The organism is Escherichia sp. E14S1 (genome assembly GCF_004211995.1).
Classification (GTDB): Bacteria; Pseudomonadota; Gammaproteobacteria; order Enterobacterales; family Enterobacteriaceae; genus Escherichia.
This window is the reverse complement of the sequence record NZ_RHJQ01000022.1, coordinates 1-13,720: the sequence shown is the minus strand read 5'-3', so window position 1 is coordinate 13,720 and position 13,720 is coordinate 1. Positions and strand designations below refer to the sequence as shown.

General features: G+C 48.8%; 13 protein-coding genes and 1 pseudogene. 5 read left to right on the top strand and 9 right to left on the bottom strand.

The window, feature by feature from the left end; translation table 11 throughout:
* Positions 1–19: 19 nt before the first annotated feature.
* The 3 genes from D9734_RS19605 to D9734_RS19595 are packed head-to-tail and all read left to right on the top strand — an operon-like array spanning position 20 to position 4,286.
* Positions 20–2,479, top strand: a complete 2,460-nt coding sequence (locus D9734_RS19605; RefSeq protein ID WP_165383297.1) for a fimbria/pilus outer membrane usher protein — start codon at positions 20–22, stop codon at positions 2,477–2,479.
* 14 nt (positions 2,480–2,493) lie between these two features.
* Positions 2,494–3,228 (top strand): molecular chaperone, encoded by a 735-nt coding sequence (locus tag D9734_RS19600; RefSeq protein ID WP_130209858.1) that lies wholly within the window; start codon positions 2,494–2,496, stop codon positions 3,226–3,228.
* Positions 3,225–4,286, top strand: coding sequence for a fimbrial protein (locus tag D9734_RS19595; protein ID WP_130209856.1), 1,062 nt, complete (start codon positions 3,225–3,227; stop codon positions 4,284–4,286). Before D9734_RS19600 ends, D9734_RS19595 begins: the two co-directional genes overlap by 4 nt.
* A 225-nt stretch (positions 4,287–4,511) precedes the next feature.
* Here D9734_RS19595 and D9734_RS19590 read toward each other — a convergent pair whose 3' ends face one another.
* Genes D9734_RS19590 through D9734_RS19555 form a run of 8 tightly spaced genes read right to left on the bottom strand, consistent with a single transcriptional unit; the run spans position 4,512 to position 11,343 of the window.
* Complete coding sequence (locus D9734_RS19590) at positions 4,512–5,822, bottom strand: TRAP transporter large permease (protein WP_130209854.1); 1,311 nt, start codon at positions 5,820–5,822, stop codon at positions 4,512–4,514.
* Complete coding sequence (locus D9734_RS19585) at positions 5,822–6,283, bottom strand: TRAP transporter small permease (RefSeq protein WP_130209852.1); 462 nt, start codon at positions 6,281–6,283, stop codon at positions 5,822–5,824. Before D9734_RS19585 ends, D9734_RS19590 begins: the two co-directional genes overlap by 1 nt.
* Before the next feature lie 59 nt (positions 6,284–6,342).
* Positions 6,343–7,311 carry a C4-dicarboxylate TRAP transporter substrate-binding protein gene (locus tag D9734_RS19580; RefSeq protein WP_130209850.1) on the bottom strand — a complete coding sequence of 323 codons (969 nt, stop codon included), beginning with the start codon at positions 7,309–7,311 and terminating at the stop codon, positions 6,343–6,345.
* 27 nt (positions 7,312–7,338) lie between these two features.
* Positions 7,339–8,535, bottom strand: a complete 1,197-nt coding sequence (locus D9734_RS19575; RefSeq protein WP_130209848.1) for a UxaA family hydrolase — start codon at positions 8,533–8,535, stop codon at positions 7,339–7,341.
* A complete protein-coding gene (locus D9734_RS19570) occupies positions 8,535–8,846 on the bottom strand; it encodes a UxaA family hydrolase (RefSeq protein ID WP_001361279.1) in 312 nt (103 codons plus the stop codon). The genes D9734_RS19575 and D9734_RS19570 overlap by 1 nt, the downstream gene beginning before the upstream one ends.
* A 14-nt stretch (positions 8,847–8,860) precedes the next feature.
* The gene (locus tag D9734_RS19565) at positions 8,861–9,616 is read right to left on the bottom strand and encodes an SDR family NAD(P)-dependent oxidoreductase (RefSeq protein WP_130209846.1); all 756 of its coding nucleotides are present in this window, start codon (positions 9,614–9,616) and stop codon (positions 8,861–8,863) included.
* 11 nt (positions 9,617–9,627) lie between these two features.
* Positions 9,628–10,641: a zinc-binding alcohol dehydrogenase family protein gene (locus D9734_RS19560; protein ID WP_000646084.1), complete on the bottom strand. Its 1,014-nt coding sequence runs from the start codon at positions 10,639–10,641 to the stop codon at positions 9,628–9,630.
* A gap of 12 nt (positions 10,642–10,653) precedes the next feature.
* Positions 10,654–11,343, bottom strand: a complete 690-nt coding sequence (locus tag D9734_RS19555) for an RraA family protein (RefSeq protein WP_240780257.1) — start codon at positions 11,341–11,343, stop codon at positions 10,654–10,656.
* A gap of 259 nt (positions 11,344–11,602) precedes the next feature.
* Between D9734_RS19555 and D9734_RS19550 the strand changes: the two genes are divergently transcribed.
* Positions 11,603–12,316, top strand: a complete 714-nt coding sequence (locus D9734_RS19550) for a FadR/GntR family transcriptional regulator (protein ID WP_130209844.1) — start codon at positions 11,603–11,605, stop codon at positions 12,314–12,316.
* A gap of 39 nt (positions 12,317–12,355) precedes the next feature.
* Here the strand turns inward: D9734_RS19550 and D9734_RS19545 are convergent.
* Positions 12,356–13,564, bottom strand: a pseudogene (locus D9734_RS19545) (transposase).
* A 7-nt stretch (positions 13,565–13,571) separates the two neighbouring features.
* On the opposite strand from D9734_RS19545, the gene D9734_RS23380 reads away from it, so the two are divergent.
* On the top strand, positions 13,572–13,720 hold a 149-nt coding region (locus D9734_RS23380), incomplete at its 3' end, for a transposase (RefSeq protein ID WP_205712824.1).

Below are 13,720 nucleotides of genomic sequence, written 5' to 3'. Positions count from 1 at the left end.
CTTCAAATATTTATCAGGTATGGATGCCGTGAATATTTACCGAGTTTCTGTTTTATCCTGCCTGACAATGGCTATCCCCTCTGCATTGGCAGTGGAGTTTAACCTTAACGTCCTTGATAAATCGATGCGCGATAGCGTTGATATTTCTCTGCTCAATGAAAAAGGCGCTATCGTCCCCGGTGATTATTTTGTTAGCGTCGTTGTTAATAATATTCAAATCAGCAGTGGGCAATCTATTCACTGGCAAAAAGCCAACGACAAAACAATTCCCTGTATCAATGATTCCCTGTTGAGTAAATTTGGCCTTAAAGAAAAAATCCGCCAGACATTGCCGCAGGTTAATCAGTGTTTTGATTTTAGCGGCCTGCCGGAAATCGTCTTTACGTTTGATCAGACCAACCAACAACTTAATATCACGATTCCACAAGCCTGGCTGGCATGGCATTCAGACAACTGGGCGCCGCCTGAAACATGGGATGCCGGAGTTTCGGGTATCTTGCTGGACTACAACCTGTTTGCCAGCACTTATCGTCCGCAGGAAGGGAGCAGTAATACCAATCTGAATGCTTACGGTACAACGGGTATTAACGCCGGAGCATGGCGTTTGCGTAGCGATTACCAGCTCAACCAGTCCGACAATGGTGATGTGCATAATCAATCCGGGGCCATTTCCCGAACCTATCTGTTTCGCCCGCTACCACAACAAGGCTCCAGATTAACGCTTGGCGAAACCGATCTCAGCTCCAATATTTTTGACGGTTTTTCGTATACCGGTGCCTCCCTGACCAGCGATGACCGAATGCTTCCCTGGGAATTACGCGGATACGCACCGCAAATTAGCGGTGTGGCGCAAACTAACGCTACCGTCACCATAAGCCATACCGGACGCGTCATTTATCAGAAAAAAGTCCCGCCTGGCCCGTTTATCATTGATGACCTGAATCAGTCAGTTCAAGGCACACTGGATGTCAAAGTGACGGAGGAAGATGGTCGGGTTAATAATTTCCAGGTATCCGCAGCATCAACGCCTTTTCTGACCCGCCAGGGGCAGGTGCGTTATAAACTTGCAGCGGGTCGTCCGCGTCCTTCGTTGTCTCATCATACTGAAAACGAAACGTTTTTAAGTAATGAAGCTTCCTGGGGGGTGCTCTCCAATACTTCACTGTATGGCGGGTTGATTCTCGCCGGGGACGATTATCATTCTGGCGCGCTGGGTATAGGGCAAAATATGCTGTGGCTGGGGGCGCTCTCCTTCGACGTCACCTGGGCTAAAAGTCGTTTTGATAATCAACCGGACGAGAAAGGTTACAGTTATCGCTTCAACTACAGTAAACGGATAGATGCCACCGACAGTCTTCTTTCGATAGCGGCATATCGTTTCTCCGACCGCCATTTCCATAGCTACGCCAATTATATCGATCATAAATACAATGACGCTGATGCTCAGGATGAAAAAAGGACAATCAGCCTTTCCGCCGGGCAACCCATTACGCCGCTGAATCTCAACCTGTACGTCAACGTGTTGCGTCAAACCTGGTGGAATGCGGAGTCCTCCACAACCGCCAATATTACCGCTGGCTTTAACGTTGATATCGGTGACTGGAAAGATATTTCCGTCTCAACCTCATTTAACACCACACATTACGAAGACAAAGCTCGTGATAACCAGATTTACCTGTCCATTTCATTGCCTATTGGTGACGGTGGCCGCATTGGTTATGACATGCAGGACAGTAAAAATAGTACCTCGCACCGCATGTCGTGGAACGATACCCTGGATGACCGTAACAGTTGGGGAATATCGACCGGCCTGCAATCTGACCGCCCTGACAATGGCGCGCAGGTTAGCGGCAATTATCAGCATCTTAGTTCTGCGGGCGAGTGGGATCTGTCTGGCACGTACGCCGCTAATGATTACAGCTCTGCCAGCACCAGCTGGAGTGGCTCCTTTACTGCTACACGCTATGGCGCTGCGTTTCATCGCCGTAGCTCCACCAACGAACCTCGTCTTATGGTTAGTACAGACGGTGTAGCCGACATTCCGATTCAGGGTAATCTCGACTACACCAACCGTTTTGGCATTGCGGTCGTACCGTTTGTCTCCAGTTACCAACCCTCGACTGTCGCGGTCAATATGAACGACTTGCCCGACGGCGTCACGGTATCCGAAAACGTGGTCAAAGAAACCTGGACGGAAGGTGCGATCGGCTATAAAGCGCTGGCTTCACGTTCTGGAAAAGATGTCAACGTCATCATCCGCGACTCCAGCGGTCATTTCCCACCACTCGGCGTCGATATCCGGCAAGAAGGAAGCGGAATCAGCGTCGGAATGGTGGGGGAAGATGGCCACGCCTGGTTAAGTGGTGTGGGTGAAAGTCAGCGATTCACAATACTTTGGGGTGATAAACAGCGTTGTTTAATTCAGCTTCCCCAGCACCTGGAAGATATGAGTAAACGTCTGATTCTCCCCTGTCATTAATTAAGGAAAAGACAATGACAATTTTTAAAGGAATGCCCCTTATTCTGCTGATCGTGAGCTTATGCAGCCATGCTGCGTTACAGCCCGATCGCACTCGCATCGTGTTTAACGCCAAAGATAAAGCGACCAGCCTGCGGATAGAAAATCGCAGCGATAAACTTCCCTATCTCGCATACTCATGGATAGAAAATGACAAAGGGGATAAAAGCGATGATTTCCTCGTAGCCTTGCCGCCAATCCAACGTCTGGAAGCGAAAGCGACCTCGCAGGCGCGTATCGTCAAGCAATCTTCAACCAGCCAATTGCCGACCGATCGTGAGTCGCTGTTTTACTATAATCTGCGCGAGATCCCCCCCGCTCCGGAAAAAGCAACCGGTCATGCCATTCTTCAAGTTGCTATCCAGAGCCGTATAAAGTTGTTCTGGCGGCCCGCCGGATTACGCAAAAAATCGGGCGAGCATGTGGAATTACAGTTACAGGTCAGTCAGCAGAATAATCAACTTACCCTGAAAAACCCGACCCCTTATTACCTGACCATCGCCTATCTTGGCCGCGATAAAAAAGGCATTCTGCCCGGCTTTAAAAGTACGCTCATAGCGCCTTTTACTTCGGCAATCGCCAGTACGGGTAACTATAACGGCAACCAGTTTTATCTTGGTTATATGGATGACTATGGCGCGTTGCGTATGACGACGCTCAACTGTCAGGGGCCATGCAAAATGCAGCGCGTGGTGGAGGATAAACAATGAGTATAAGCAAAGGACTGTTACTCATTGCCTGTTTGTTATTTCTGCCCTTAAAAAACGCGTTGGCGCTGGACTGTTATTTTGGCGCCTCAGGCGGCTCGGTGGAAAAAGCAGAAACGATTATGCCATTCGCCGTCCCGGCTAACGCCAAAACGGGAGATAAAATCTGGGAATCCGATGATATTAAAATCCCCGTCTATTGTGATAACAATACTAACGGTGATTTCGAAAGTGAGCACGTTTATGCATGGGTAAACCCCTACCCCGGTATGCAGGATCGCTACTATCAACTCGGTGTAACCTATAACGGCGCTGATTATGACGCCAGCCTCGGAAAAAGCCGTATCGATACTAACCAATGCATCGACAGTAAAAAAATTGACATGTATACGCCAGAGCAAATTATCGCTATGGGATGGCAAAATAAAATTTGCTCTGGTGATCCTGCAAATATCCGTAAATCGCGAACATTTATGGCACGTATGCGACTGTACGTCAAACTACGCGAAATGCCGCCGCACGATTACCAAAGCACCCTTAGCGATTACACTATCGTACAATTTGATGGCGCTGGCGGCGTCAACGAAGATCCCTCGGCCAAAAACCTGAAATATCACATCTATGGGCTGGAAAATATTCGCGTTCTTGACTGCAGTGTCGACTTCGCCATTACCCCTGATAATCAGGTCATCGATTTTGGCAAATTTAACGTGCTGGATATTCGCCGTCACAATATAACAAAAACGTTTTCCATCAAAACGACCAAAACCCAAAATGGTGAATGCACCGATGGCTTCAAAGTCAGTTCTTCGTTTTATACCGAAGAAACATTGGTGGAAGGCGATCAGGCGCTGCTCGTGGGGAATGGATTGCGGCTACGTGTGCTGGATGAAAATTCTTCACCCTATACATTCAATAAATATTCTGAATACGCCGACTTTACCAGCGACATGCTGGTCTATGAAAAAACCTATACGGCAGAACTGTCATCTATAAGCGGCACCCCCATTGAGCCCGGCCCCTTTGATACCGTGGTGCTGTTCAAAATTAACTACAACTAAATTCTATTCACGCGGATAGAACGTTGTGTGTATCACTGTCGTTATATTGTTATCAACGTTCTGACCTTCTGGTCAGAACGTTTTCTAACCAGCATATACTCTAAATTATTTTAAAAAACACCCCATCGGTTGACCATAGAAAAAATAATGCAAAAGCCTCCTGGTAAAATACCCCCGAAAAAATCACGGGGGTCATACTCAATCAAAGGGTATTACATTTATTGTTTAAACCAGCAGCAAAGATATTATCGGAATATAGGTAATGACCAACAGAAGTAAAATCAGACTTATCAGTAGTGGCACCGCTTCTCGCATAAATTGTCCGACTGAAACCTGTACGGTATTACACACCAGCAGCATCACCGTTCCGACAGGCGGTGATAACGTTCCTAACGATAAGTTGAGGATCATGATGATGCCAAAATGCACCGGATCAATGCCAAAATGCGCCACCACAGGTTTGAGCAACGGCACTAATATCAGCAGGATGGCGCTGCCTTCAAGGAACATGCCAAGCACCAGCAGCAATAGATTAATAATCAATAAAAAGACGTATTTATTATCGGTCAGAGAGGTCACAAACTCCGCAACCGTAATACCGGCCCGCTCAAGGGAAAATATCCAGCCCAGCGCGGCACTCGCCATAATGATTAACATGACTGACGCCGTGGAACGCGCCGTCTCAGAGAGCGCAGTAAATACATGGCTGATTTTCAGTTCGCGATAAATGACAAAACCAATAAACATCACCAATAATACTGCTACGGCTCCGGCTTCCGTTGGCGTGAAGATATTTGCCCGAATGCCGCCGATAACCGCAACGATTAAAAACAGTGCTGGCCAGGCCTGCACCAGAGCCACCGACACTTCTTTCGGTTTTGGCCAGTGTTCGCTGGAAGGCTTTAAATCGCGACGAATAGCCACCAGCCAGACGGTGACAATCAACATCGCGGCGCACAGCAGTCCCGGAAGGATCCCGGCCATAAACATGGAACCGATGGAGACATCCGCCACCAGTCCGTAAAGGATCAGTGCAATACCCGGTGGGATAATAGGCGTGATCAGCGAGCCGCTGGCAGTTATCGCAGCGGCAAAGCCACGGGAATAACCTTTCTGTTCCATTTCCGGCACCATCATGCGCGACAACATCGCAGCATCCGCCAGGTTAGAAGCACTGACGCCGCCCATCATGGTACTCACCAGAATGTTAGCCCCGCCCAGGCCACCGCGCATTCTACCAACCAACACGTTGGCAATTTGCAAAATACGCGCGGCAATACCGGTATAGCTCATTAGCGTACCTAATAAGATAAAAAACGGAATAGCTAACAGCGAAGGAGTTTGCGTCGTGGCAATCAAACGCTGAATTGCCACCATTAACGGTACGTTTGAATAGCAAAGGAAGTAGGTCAGAATGCCGCAAAACATCGCCAGCCATACCGGCATATTAATAAATAAACAGATGAACATCAGCGGAATGATCATCAGCCAGTTATCCAGCCAACTTCCCGCCAGTAATTCACTCAATGCGGTCATTATTCACCTTCCTTGTTGGGTGTTTTCTTTATCAGGTGTAAGGCGGTAAAACAGGCAATGCCGATAGCGCCAACCGTGACGGCAATATCGATCCAGAACCAGGATATTTTTAATATTTGTGTTGTTTTAAACGCTGTCCCGGCAGCTAATTTCCATGCAGACCAGGCCATAACAACCAGCAAAATAATAGATATCAGAGAGACAAATAAGGTTAATACGCGTTGCCAGCGAGGTGTAAGTGCATCAGCTAAAAATGGAATAGACAAATGAGTATTATCTCTTTCAGCAACAACGGCACCGAACATCACCACCCAAACCATTAATAACCCGGAGATTTCTTCTGTCCATTGTAATGGCATATTAAATACGTAGCGCATGATTACCGCGCCAATGGTTATTATCACTAATAAAAAGAGCGTTAATACTGCGGCAACTTCAATTACTTTCCCTAAAAGACGCATACACACCTCTGCTCTTAACGGTCGGTGCCGAAACACCGACCTGTTCTTGTGCCATGAAGTTATTTCAGCTGTTGCTGAATAGTGTCATATAACCCCGGGGTCCATTCCGGGAATTGTTGGTACACTTTTAAGGCTTTTTCTTTGAAAGGAGCCACGTCAGGATAGATAATTTCTACGCCCTGCTCCTGCATGGTTTTCAACATTGCTGCATCCTGCTCAGTGGTAATTTTCTGGCTATATAAACCAGCTTCATACGCTGTCTGGTGAATAATATCTAACTGCGCAGGTGTCAGGGTACTGAAAAACGCTTCTCCACCCAACCATAATGATGTATTGGTCAGATAGTTCACCATTGACAGATATTTCGCCTGCTCATGCAGTTTTTGCCCATACAGAACAGAAACCGGGTTTTCCACGCCGTCGATCATTCCCTGAGTCAGCGCCGGATAAACGTCTCCCAGCGGCATCGGTGTTGGCGTTGCGCCCATCGCTTCAATGGCCTTAATCTGCATGACGTTATTCGGTACGCGGATCTTCATCCCTTTCAGGTCTTCTGGTGTACGAATTGGTTTTTTAGCAATGATCTGCCGGGTACCGTACAGATAGTTGCTCATGACAATATGCACACCTTTTTCCCGCAGCTTTTGTTCTTTCTGTTTAAACCAGTCACTGGCATAAATCGCAAACAGTTTCTGCGGATCGTCGGTTAAATAAGGCCCAAATAATATTCCCAGGTCTGCATCATAGTCAGTTAAAAAACCAACATCACTGATGGTGATAATATTCATCCCCATCAACGCTTGCTCTGTAATATCTTGTTTAGAACCTAACTGTGAACTTGGGTAAAACTCGAAAACAATATCTCCATTGCTTTTTTTCTTCACAAGATCTGCCCAGTACTTCACTACTGTATCCGCGGGTTCGCCAGGGTTACTTTCATAGGCGATTTTGATAGTTACCGGTGCGGCATTCAGCATCGGACTTAATATAGCGAAAAGAAATAAAAATGACGTCAGAAATTTCTTCATTATTATTACCTGTGAGAGCTTTATTGATTAACGGGGATCTGCCCGACAGACTGCGTTTTTGTTGTAATCAAATGCTTTATACGTTAAAACAAACTCCTGATGTTCCAGTCGTTCTGCGGCACAATGTTGACCGTTGGCGACATTTTCAATCACCTGCATAATATCGTCCGCAATGTCGTCGAGCGTTGCGCCTTCGCTAATAACTCGTCCGGCATTTACGTCCATATCGTCAGATAAATGCTCCCACGTCTGCGGGTTATTACACACTTTAATAATCGGTGCGATCACAGAACCAATAACCGAACCGCGCCCCGTGGTAAATAACACCATATGACAGCCAGAGGCGATAAGTTCCAGCGCTTCTGATGAGTCATTAATATTCGGATAACCAAAACGTGGCTCACCATCAGGCACAACGTCCATCAACCAAAGTCCGGGAAAAGGTGTTTGTTGTGTCGGTAAAATAACGCCAGCAATATGCGCATCACCCGATTTGGTATATGCCCCGAGGGATTTTTCTTCCTGCGTGGTTAAGCCACCTTCGGCATTACCATTGGAAAAACTCCCCAGCCCCATCAAACTGTAATAACGCTCTGCTTTTGTCATTGCCGCTTCGATGGCATCACGTGCCTGCGGACTGCCCGCTCGCGACATCATATGTTGCTCACAACCAAGCAACTCACCGCTTTCTTCAAAAATGCAGGTAGCCCCTTTCTCCAGCAACTGGTCAAAGGCACGCCCTACTGCCGGATTGCCCGTGATACCACTGGTGCCATCGGAACCACCGCAGATAGTGCCAACCACCAGGTCGCTCCAGTTCAGAGTACAACGCGGTGTATCCGCAAGCTGTTCCAGCATTTCAGCGACCAACTGCTTACCCTGAGTAATGGTGTTGGTCGTACCTTTATTTTCCTGAATCACCAGCGTATGACACGGTCGCCCGCTTTCGCGAACTTCTTGCTCCAGCCGACGGCGATCGAAATTCTCGCATCCCAGCGAAATAATCAGTACGCCGCCAACGTTGCTATGCGTCGCCAGATTTTTCACCAGCCGATAGCCGTAATCGCTGGGATAACAACCTGAAAAACCAAAATACTGCACATCGTGACAAGGAAATCCCTCGGCAATCTTTTTAGCGACGTGGCTGGCACACTCCACCATAAAGATTACCTGCACAGTATTACGAATACCCGGTCGGCCATTTTGCCGTACATAACCTTCCATTATGCTTTTTCCTCTGGCTGATAGCCGGCATCATCATGATGAAAAATGGCGATGGCATTGCTGGCAAGATTATGGGAATGCACATGTTCACCCATGGCAATATCACGAGTGGCATGTCCGATAATGGCGCCATATTTCAGAATCGAATCACCATTGTTCAGCGCTTCGCAGGCCAGTTTGTGACCCAGGGTAACGGAACTACAGGCCACCATTTCCCCCTCATCCCACCAGACAATATCGCCACTGGCGATGTCATTCAGCGCGACTACACAGTTATCTTTGGCATGTAGCTTTAACGCACGTTTGCGCATAATTCCTCCGTACATCAGAAGCCGATCAATGCGCCGCCATCGACCACCAGCACCTGACCACTGACAAATGCCGCTGCGTCTGAAGCCAGGTAAACCGCTGCCCAACCGATATCTTCCGGCTTACCGAATTTTTTCATCGGTGTACGACCAAGGATTTTGTTACGGCGTTCGTCATCGCCTTCAATGGCCTTACGCAACATTGGTGTATCGATCCAACCAGGCGCAATGCCATTGACGCGAATCCCGTGTCCGGCAAGCTCCGTGGTCATACCGCGAATCATGCCGAGATAGGCTGACTTCGCAGCGCTGTAGCCAGTAACCAGAGGCTGCCCAAGAAATGAGGTCATAGAGGCGGTAAACAGAACACAACCTTGACCGCGTTGTTTCATATGCGGCACAAGGGCTTTGGTTAACGCAAATGCACCGACCACGTGAACGTCGAGCACTGACTCAAAATCACTGACGCTCATCTCTTCAATCGGTTTTTTACAGTGATTGCCTGCGTTATTGACCAGGATATCGATAGCCCCGTGTTCGCTAATAAGCGCATCAACTTTTTCCTGCGCGGCTGCGGTATCGCCGACATCCATTTGTATCCAACTGGCCTGCGAACCTAATGTTCCAGCGGTAGCTTGTGCCAGCTCGCTGTTCAGGTCAGCAATAATGACCTTCGCCCCGCTGACTATCATGCATTTGGCCATTGCCAGCCCCAGTCCACTGGCCGCCCCTGTAATCAGCGCTGTTTTGTTATGTAAAGAAAAAGCATTCATGGTGTCGCTCCTTAAAGGTCAATGAGGATTTTGGTATACGCGCCGGGATCACTTGCCCAGTCGCTAAAAGCGTGATCAGCCTGTTCCAGCGGATAGTGAGCACTCACCAGATTGCTGACCGGATAACGCCCGGACTCCATCAACGCCAGCACGGCACGAAAATCCGCCACGGTGGCATTGCGCGAACCACGGATATCCAGTTCTTTCATCAGGAACTGCGCACTCTGATAACTCACAGGCTGTTTGGCGTAACCGACATAAACCACACGACCGCTAAACGCCACCAGCCCCGTAGCCTGTTCAATGGTTTGTTGATTACCCACCGCTTCAATCACCACTTCCGGGCCGCGACCGTCATTTAACAGCGCTAGTTCTGCCGCCACGTCACATTGCTGCGAATTAAGAAAACGTTGCGCGCCGCACTCCTGGGCAATGTTCTGCTTGCGATCATCAATATCGATAGCAATTACGCGCGCGCCCATCGCGGATGCCGCAGCGATAGCGCCAAGGCCAATTACCCCACAACCGATAACTGCGACCCATTCACCGACATTAATTTGCGCACGTCTGGCTGCATGTAGTCCCACCGCCAGCGGTTCTACCAGCGCTAACTCATCAACACTTAAGGCATTACAGACAATGACTTTATGTGCAGGCATCGTCAGTTGTTGCGCCATCCCACCCTGACGCTGTACACCGAGAGTCTGGTTGTTCTTACAGGCGTTAGGACGACCGCTCAGACAGGAGCTGCACACGCCACACTCAGTGCACGGCAGTACGACCACCCGGTCACCAGGCTTGATCGCCCCCGCCATATCGCCAGTTGCCAGCACCGTGCCGCCAATTTCATGCCCCGGAATACAGGGATAATTAACCAGCGGATTCAGCCCCCGCCAGGTATTGAGGTCAGAGCCACACAGCCCAACACGCTCAACATTGATAAGCACTTCTCCTTTCCCGCAGACCGGTTCGGGGATATCAACAAATCGCGCCTGACTTCCCTGCTCAATGGTTAATGCCTTCATTCGTTGCTCTCCTTACATTACGCCGAAGGTTTCAAAGGCCTGTACCGTGCTCATGCCATCACTGATGGCTTTGCGCACTTCACTTTCAGTTGCCACTTTTTCCAGGGCCTGGCTAATAACTTCTTTCTCAACGGTCTGAGGAATAATCAGTAATCCGTCACGATCGCCAAACACGATATCGCCCGGATTCACCCGCACACCGTGAAATTCGATGGGTACGCCGAAATCGATAACTTTGCCGCGCGGACCTTGATCCTGTGCGTAAGTGCCATGACAAAAGGTGGGAAATTTAAGTTCAAGAATTTCAGCAGAGTCACGGGCGTAACCATCAAGTACCGCACCTGCTGCTTTCAGATGCATGGCACGGGTCGACATCAACCCGCCCCACAACGCATAGCGCAGAGAGCTGCCCGTAGTGATGTAAACATCGTTCTCTTTGAGGGCATCCAGCGCTTCAAACATGATGCCAAACGGTTTTTCGCCGATCGCCGTCTTACCCGACGTCGATTTGGTTTCGTAAACGTCGGACTCCAGCACCGGCATTGCCCGGCCTGCCACCACCATATTCACCTCCAGCGGCTTGATTGCCGGAGAAACAAACTGGTGCATATAGCCCAGCGTGTCGAGAATATCGCCAACCACGGCGGTAAATAGCCGGGTTTTCATCAACGCAAAAAGTTCGTTATCACTCTTCCACATCATGTTTACCTATAAGCCTGTTTAACAGGTTTACAGGGTAAGGAGAAAAAGCGCACAATACTGCGATGGGCGTCACGAAAAAATTGGGGATTTACTATTTCTTCGCCACGCTTTGACGCAATATGTCTTTGATTCGCACTGCATGGCGGGCGCACAGGCGCAGTAGTCTATTGATAATCAAGGGTTCTGGAGGAAAATATGAAGGATACAGTCCCGGTATTCTGGATTTTACCGACCAGGAAAAAGTACAACAGGAGTAAAAATGAGTGAGAGTGCGTTATTGACCAGCGTAACGTTATCGTCACAGGTCAAAAATCATATTCTTAATCTGATCGCCGAACAAAAATTGACACCGGGGATGCCAGTTCCCAGTGAAGTTCAGTTGATTCAGAAATTGGGCGTCAGTCGGGGTATTGTGCGTGAGGCCTATCGTTCACTTGCCGCCCTGGGGATTCTGGAAACGCACAGCGGTAAAGTGCCACGAATCAAAAAATTTGATGATGAAGTGCTGCGCGTGGTGTTTGGATTTGCCCTGGCGACCGAACAAGTGACAACAGAGCAAATTCTTCAAGTACGCCGCTGGCTGGAGTTGGGCGTTGTGGAAGCGGCTGCCCGTAATGGCGAAGAGGAAGATTTTGCTAACCTACGGGCTGAAATGGCAAAAATCCGCGAACAGTTCGATGATGTCGAAAGCTTTATCACCCATGATATCCGCTTCCATCAGTTACTCGCCGTTGCCTCAAAAAATCCGCTTTTTATGATGTTATTGCAGGCATTACATCAGCAGTTGCGGCAATCCATCCAGGAGGGGTTAAACGCCCAAAGCGATCAAAAAGAGTATGGCAATCACATCATCACACTACACCAGAAAATCTGCGACGCGGTGTGTGCCAGAGATGTCGAAACGGCGACTCAAGCCATGAAATCACACTTCGACAGCCCGGTCAGTGCACTGATCAATAATTCCTCGCCTTGACATCCTCCACGCCCTGAATGACGAGGATCCCTGCTACGTTCAGCCTGTCGCCTGAATCATTTCGGTGGGTTCCTGCTTCAACGGGCGGCCTGACTGCACCATCCCTCCACAGGCAAGAACGGCGTGCCCCGCCGCTAAAATGTTACGAGCGCCGTTTACATCGGCGTTCGCTGTATATCCACATACCTGGCATCTGAATTTACTTTGTGACAGGCGATTTTCTTTCGCTGTATGACCACAGCACGCGCAACGCTGGCTTGTGTACGCTGGCGGAACCGCAAGCACCTGACCGCCACGCCAGAGCTCTTTGTACTCAAGCTGGCGGCGCATTTCATACCAGCCCTGGTCCAGTATCGAACGGTTTAAACCTGATTTTGCCCGGACATTGCGCCCCGGCTGGCTGACCGTACCCGCGGCTGACTTTGACATGTTGCTGACCTTCAAATCCTCAATGACTATCATTGCGTGGTTTTTGCTGATTGTCGTTGTGACTTTGTGAAGGTAGTCCCTGCGGATATTTGTGATACGGGAATGCAGACACTGTATTTTGCGTTTCTGCTTCTGCCAGTTGTTGCTGAGTTTGACCTAGCGGCTTAACTGTCGCTGAAGTCTCGCCAGCTTCTTCTGGTTTTTCTGGAAACTGTTTACAGGCTCAAAGACTGTGCCATCTGACAGCGTGGCAAGTTTAGCCACGCCAGCATCCAGTCCGACCATTGATACTGAAGGGTGAACAGGAGTGGATACTTCACTTTCAGTCTGAATACTGATGTACCACTTACCGCAGGACTGGCTGACTGTGACATTTTTTACAACCCCCGTGACCTGACGACTGTTCCGGTAGCGCATCCAGCCAAGTTTCGGCAGAAAAATACGGCTGTTTTCCTGATCGAGCTTAACGCCCTGCGGGTAGCGGAATGCATCATTCTGTCCCCGCTTTTTGAATCGGGGAAAAGCAGCCCGATTCTGGAAGAAGTTTTTGTAAGCCCGCTCAAGGTCTTTCAGTGACTGTTGCAATGGCTGTGATGGGGCATCTTTAATCCATTGTGTTTCAGTGGCATTTTTCCACTCAACCAGCCAGGAAGCCATTTTCCCGTAAGGGATGTATTTATTACCGGCCTCATGATTCTCATTCTGACGTGCCAGAGCACGATTGAAAACGAAACGACATGCGCCTGCGAAGCGCCTCATTTCACGCTCCTGTTGACCACCGGGTCTTCACTGGAATTTAAATGCCTGTAGTCGTTTCACCGGTCAAATTATATTTTGGTCTATGAAAAAAGAAACCGATATCCGACGCGGAAGGCACTGTGTTTTTCCCATGCATGTTCACTTGGTCTTTGTCACCAAATACCGACGTCAGATTTTTGACTATGACGCGACAGGAAAACTACGCACTTACTTTTC

What these genes read in the sequence shown, in the direction of transcription:
- D9734_RS19605 (WP_165383297.1), top strand. Translation starts at nt 20, where the DNA reads ATGGATGCCGTGAATATTTACCGAGTTTCTGTTTTATCCTGCCTGACA.
- D9734_RS19600 (WP_130209858.1), top strand. Translation starts at nt 2,494, where the DNA reads ATGACAATTTTTAAAGGAATGCCCCTTATTCTGCTGATCGTGAGCTTA.
- D9734_RS19595 (WP_130209856.1), top strand. Translation starts at nt 3,225, where the DNA reads ATGAGTATAAGCAAAGGACTGTTACTCATTGCCTGTTTGTTATTTCTG.
- D9734_RS19590 (WP_130209854.1), bottom strand. Translation starts at nt 5,822, where the DNA reads ATGACCGCATTGAGTGAATTACTGGCGGGAAGTTGGCTGGATAACTGG.
- D9734_RS19585 (WP_130209852.1), bottom strand. Translation starts at nt 6,283, where the DNA reads ATGCGTCTTTTAGGGAAAGTAATTGAAGTTGCCGCAGTATTAACGCTC.
- D9734_RS19580 (WP_130209850.1), bottom strand. Translation starts at nt 7,311, where the DNA reads ATGAAGAAATTTCTGACGTCATTTTTATTTCTTTTCGCTATATTAAGT.
- D9734_RS19575 (WP_130209848.1), bottom strand. Translation starts at nt 8,535, where the DNA reads ATGGAAGGTTATGTACGGCAAAATGGCCGACCGGGTATTCGTAATACT.
- D9734_RS19570 (WP_001361279.1), bottom strand. Translation starts at nt 8,846, where the DNA reads ATGCGCAAACGTGCGTTAAAGCTACATGCCAAAGATAACTGTGTAGTC.
- D9734_RS19565 (WP_130209846.1), bottom strand. Translation starts at nt 9,616, where the DNA reads ATGAATGCTTTTTCTTTACATAACAAAACAGCGCTGATTACAGGGGCG.
- D9734_RS19560 (WP_000646084.1), bottom strand. Translation starts at nt 10,641, where the DNA reads ATGAAGGCATTAACCATTGAGCAGGGAAGTCAGGCGCGATTTGTTGAT.
- D9734_RS19555 (WP_240780257.1), bottom strand. Translation starts at nt 11,343, where the DNA reads ATGATGTGGAAGAGTGATAACGAACTTTTTGCGTTGATGAAAACCCGG.
- D9734_RS19550 (WP_130209844.1), top strand. Translation starts at nt 11,603, where the DNA reads ATGAGTGAGAGTGCGTTATTGACCAGCGTAACGTTATCGTCACAGGTC.